The following is a 5,561-nucleotide window of genomic DNA, read 5'->3' on the forward strand; positions in this document are numbered from 1 at the left end:
GGCGCTCGCGGGCAGCTTGCCCTTAGGGACCCCTATCGGTTCTTTCTTCTGGTCTCGTGCCATGGCTTGTCTCCTTTAAGACAATCATAGACCCGAACACAAAATTTCCGACACTCTCCTTGTCAACAGTCCCATGGACTGTTGACCCCACGAGTTCTTCGCCCGCCCCGATGTCAACGGACCGGTCGGGAAGCCCGGCGAAGCACGGGCCGCAGCGATCTTGAGCCCAGCCCCCGCGAACCCTCTGCACCGGCGCAAGAACGAAGGCAAAAGCAGGTACAAACGTTGCATCAGAAACGAACATCAAATCAAGAAGGTCCGCATCGCCAAAAAAGCACGACGACTCAAGAGCAAAAATCGAGGCCAGAAAATCGATGCCGAGAAATGCGAGGAAGGAAAGCCAGCGCCGAGCCTTACTTCTAAACTAAGCAGCCCCTTCGGCATTCTCCAGCAACATCACCAGCTTGCAATCAAGCCGCGTCGCCAGACGAAACGTAATCTGCTGATATCGCAAAATACCCGAAACAGGATGCCTGAACTCCCGTAAACCGCCCTCGCGGTCCACCACCGTATGGCGTGTCCACCAATGCGCAAAAACCGAACTCGACTGCAAAAGATCGTCTAACAAAGCCCGAACCTCCGGCTCATCCACATGCGCGGCCGCATCGGCCCGAAACTCTGCTACAACCCGGCTCGCCCGCTGGTCCCAATCTACCACCAGCTCACGCGCCGCGGCATCCTGGAAAATGTACCGCAACAAATTCGCTTGAGCGGCCCGATTTGGCCAGCCATCGAACAAATAGAGAAAAGCCTCATTGCAGGCCAACACATTCCAGCAGCGATCCAGAATATAAGCCGGCGCCGTGATGCTCTGCACACACGCAGCAAGCCCCGAAGGCAGCGGATGCACATGGCCGCGACCATGCTCCGGGTCCGTACACTCGGCCAATTCGAACAAATAATGCCGCTCGGCCCTTGCCAGGCCAAGCACCGAAGCCAGGCGCGCCCACACACTCGGCGATACTGTTACGTCGCGCCCCTGTTCTATCCAGGTATACCAGGTCACACTGATATCGCACAGCTGCGCAACCTCCTCGCGCCGCAGGCCTGGCGTGCGGCGGCGGACACCCACCGGCAAGCCAACGATTTCGGGCTGCACGCGCGCGCGTGCACTGCGCAAGAAATCGCCCAGCGCCTTACGCCGGGCCGAGTTGGTCTGCTCGGCAGACGCGGCGGTTCCGGCAGCCGGTGCGCCAGGTGTCGGCGTTCCCGACGTAGCGGGACTAGCAGCCGCCGTCCCCGTAGAGGACGCCGCTACGCGAGAAGGCACAGCAGATGATTCCCCACCGACTTTATCGCGCATAAGTGCCCTTTCTAAGTTTTACCGCAGCACGCTGGCCAGGGTACGGCGCACATCTTCCTCGTCGCGGCCACTGCGTTGTACGTAGTCCTGGACCTGATCATCGCCAATATTGCCCACGTTAAAGTACTGCGACATGGGGTGGCTAAGATAGAAGCCCGATACGCTGGACGCCGGGAACATGGCATAGCTATCGGTCAGCTGCATATCAATGTCTTCACACTGCAAAACGTCGAACATATCCTTCTTCACGACGTGCTCGGGACAGGCGGGATAGCCGGGCGCAGGCCTGATGCCCTGATACTTCTCGGCAATAATTGCCTCGTCTTCCAGGCTTTCGTCAGGCACATAACCCCATAGATCGCGGCGCACGCGAGCATGCAGAGTCTCGGCAAGCCCTTCTGCCAAACGGTCGGCGATGGCCTTGAGCATAATGCTGGAGTAATCGTCGTTATCGTCAAGGAAGCGCTGGTCGTACTTTTCTATGCCAAGGCCTCCGGTGACGGCAAACATGCCGATGTAATCCATCACGCCACTGGATTTCGGGGCGATATAGTCGGCCAGGCATTTGTAGTCCACCCCTTGGCGTTTTTCCTGTTGTTGGCGCAAGTTGCGCCAAGTAAACAGCACTTCGGAACGGCTTTCGTCGCGATAAACCTCGATGTCTTCGTCGTTAACCGTATTGGCCGGATAAAACCCGATCACGCCATTTGCCGTAAGCCAGCGCCCCTCGATGACTTTTTTCAGCATGGCCTGCCCTTCTTCGAAGAGCTTGCGGGCCTCTTCACCAACAATCTTGTCGTCAAGGATGGCGGGATATTGGCCGAACAGACTCCAGGTCTGGAAGAACGGGGTCCAATCCAGGAACTTCACGATCTCGTTCAAATCGTAGTTTTTGAAGGTCCGGCGCCCAATAAATTTCGGGCGTGGTGGCGTGTAATTGGCCCAGTCTATGGCTGGCCGGCCGGCGCGCGCATCCACGAGGCTGACCATAGGCGTCGCCTTGCGATTGGCATGGCGGGTCCGCACCATTTCGTATTCTTCGGCAAGTTCCGCCAGCCACTTATCGGCACCGTCGGAAAGCAGATGGGTCGCGACGCCCACCGATCGGCTGGCGTCGGGCACGTAAATCACTGGCCCTTCGTAGTTAGGAGCGATCTTTACGGCCGTATGCACGCGGCTGGTGGTGGCGCCACCGACCAAAAGTGGCAGTTTGCGGCTGCGGAAATACTCGTCGCGCTGCATTTCAGAGGCCACATAGGCCATTTCCTCAAGGCTGGGAGTGATAAGGCCGGAAAGCCCCACAATATCGGCATTTTCCTCCTTGGCCTTGGCGAGAATTTGCGAGCACGGAACCATCACCCCCATATTCACGACTTCAAAGTTATTGCATTGCAAGACCACCGTTACGATGTTCTTGCCAATATCGTGCACGTCGCCCTTGACGGTGGCAATTACAATTTTGCCTTTGGCGCGGACGTCGCCGCCAGCCGCTTCGATCTGCCGCTTCTCTTCCTCGATGAAGGGCACCAGATGAGCCACCGATAGCTTCATTACCCGCGCCGATTTGACCACTTGCGGCAAGAACATTTTGCCCGCGCCGAACAAGTCGCCGACCACGTTCATGCCATCCATCAAAGGACCTTCAATGACCTGGATCGGACGCCCACCCGCATCGGCGATTTTCTGACGAACTTCTTCAGTGTCTTCAACGATAAAGGTCGTAATGCCATGCACCAACGCATGGGTCAGCCGGTCTTCCACCGACTGATTACGCCAGGTCAGGTCCTCTTCCTTCTTGACCCCGGAGCCTTTGATGGTATCTGCCAATTCGACCAGTCGTTCAGTAGGGCTGCGCTCGTCGTCGGGGCCGGTTTTCCCCAGTGGCTCGGGGCGATCGAGTACAACGTCCTCGACCATATCGCGCAAGACCTTGTCCAGATCGCTGTAGACGCCCAGCTGCCCGGCATTGACAATGCCCATGCTCAGCCCTGCCTGGATCGCGTAGTACAGGAAGACGGCGTGGATCGCTTCCCGCATGGCTTCATTGCCGCGGAACGAGAAGCTGACGTTTGAAATACCGCCCGATATCCGGGCATGCGGCAGATTTTCCGTGATCCACTTTGCGGCTTCGATGAAATCAACCGCGTAATGGTTATGCTCGTCGATACCGGTCGCGATGGCGAACACGTTAGGGTCGAAAATGATGTCTTCGGGCGGAAAGCCCACTTCGTTGACAAGCAGGTCGTACGCGCGGCGACAAATCGCCTTGCGTTTCTCGAGATTGTCGGCCTGACCTTCTTCATCGAAAGCCATGACGACGGCTGCCGCACCGTACTTGCGGCACAAGCGCGCATGCTCGAGAAATGGGCCCTCGCCCTCTTTCATCGAAATTGAGTTGACCACCGCCTTGCCCTGAACGCAGCGCAACCCTGTTTCGATGACATCCCATTTCGAGCTGTCGATCATAATCGGGACGCGCGCAATATCGGGCTCGGAAGCCACCATATTCAGGAAACGATGCATACAGCTGGCCGAGTCCAACATACCCTCGTCCATATTGATGTCGATAATCTGCGCACCGTTTTCGACTTGCTGACGCGCGACCGCCAGCGCTTCATCGTATTTTTCTTCGCGTATCAGGCGCAGGAACATCTTGCTGCCGGTCACGTTGGTGCGCTCGCCGACGTTTACAAACAGCGAATCGGCATCGATGTTCAACGCCTCGAGGCCCGACAGACGAGTCTTTATCGGAACTTGCGGAACCTGGCGAACCGGAAGGACTGAAACCTTTTCAGCAATCGCCTTAATGTGTTCGGGGGTAGTGCCACAGCAGCCGCCTGCCATGTTCATCAACCCGGAACGCGCGAACTCTTCCAGCAACGAGGAGGTGTCGGCAGGCGTTTCATCGAAGCCGGTGTCAGCCATGGGATTAGGCAAACCGGCATTGGGATAGACGCAAATGTAGGTGTCGCAAATCTTGGAAAGCTCAGCCACATAGGGGCGCATCAGGGCAGCGCCCAAGGCACAGTTCAACCCGATCGTGACAGGACGCGCATGACGTACCGAATTCCAGAAGGCTTCGACGGTCTGGCCCGACAGAATACGCCCAGAGGCGTCAGTAACCGTGCCGGAAATCATCACCGGCAGGCGCACGCCACGCTCTTCAAACACACTTTCGACCGCAAAGATGGCTGCCTTGGCGTTAAGGGTATCGAAGATGGTCTCGATCAAGACAATATCTATACCGCCGTCCAGCAGGCCGTAAAGCTGATCGGTATAGGCGACGCGCAACTGCTCAAAGGTAACGTTACGGGCCGCCGGGTCGTTCACGTCAGGAGAGATGGAAGCGGTCTTGGGTTGGGGGCCGAGTGCACCGGCCACAAAGCGTGGCCGGTCCGGGGTGCTGTAGGCATCGCAAGCGGCGCGCGCCAATTTGGCGGACTCCAGATTCAGCTCGTAGCCGAGCTCCGGCAAGCCGTAATCACCCTGCGCAATGGCAGTGGCACCGAACGTGTTGGTTTCAATGACGTCGGCACCTGCTTCGAGATACTGACGGTGGATCTCGGAGATGATATCGGGCCGGACCAGCGACAACAATTCGTTATTGCCTTTGACGTCTTTGAAATGATCCGCAAATCGCGTTCCGCGAAAGTCCATTTCGCCTAATTTGTATTGCTGGATCATCGTGCCCATGGCGCCATCAAGAACCAGGATACGTTCAGCAAGCAGGCGCACGAATTCGGCGCCATGTGTGTATGAGGAAATGGGATAAGGCAAGGACGGATAGGACACTGGGCCACCTGGCGGTAAACAGGGCAGGCGAGTAGACGGGCCATGCTCTGCGGCCTTCGCGGATTTCCCATTGCTGGGCAATGGTTCCTGCAAAGGCCGATTTAGTACAAGATTAAAGGTTTATTGTATCGCCCGTAGCAGTGTGGGGGATTACTCGGGCGGGTTTAGCTTCTTTAGAGCGGTTGTGGTTTAGGGTGATGGTGCTTCGGTTCTTTAGCGCCGTTGTGGCTTAGGGTGATGTTGCTTTGGTTCTTTAGCGCCGTTGTGGCTATGCCGGTGCCGCAATAGAGAGTGTCGGAAATTTTGTGTTCGGGTCTATGATTGTCTTAAAGGAGACAAGCCATGGCACGAGACCAGAAGAAAGAACCGATAGGGGTCCCTAAGGGCAAGCTGCCCGCGAGCGCCC

2 protein-coding genes are annotated in these 5,561 nt (G+C 57.1%); both read right to left on the bottom strand.

Translation table 11 applies throughout. The features are described from left to right. Positions 1–424 precede the first annotated feature (424 nt). On the bottom strand, positions 425–1,363 hold the full coding sequence (locus EKL30_RS18670) for a helix-turn-helix transcriptional regulator (RefSeq protein ID WP_126708760.1): 939 nt from the start codon (positions 1,361–1,363) through the stop codon (positions 425–427). Positions 1,364–1,381: 18 nt separating this feature from the next. Next, positions 1,382–5,155 carry a methionine synthase gene (metH, locus tag EKL30_RS18675; RefSeq protein WP_126708761.1) on the bottom strand — a complete coding sequence of 1,258 codons (3,774 nt, stop codon included), beginning with the start codon at positions 5,153–5,155 and terminating at the stop codon, positions 1,382–1,384. Positions 5,156–5,561 lie beyond the last annotated feature (406 nt).

Origin of the sequence: Candidimonas sp. SYP-B2681 (assembly GCF_003971065.1) — a bacterium.
Taxonomy (GTDB): Bacteria; Pseudomonadota; Gammaproteobacteria; order Burkholderiales; family Burkholderiaceae_B; genus Pollutimonas.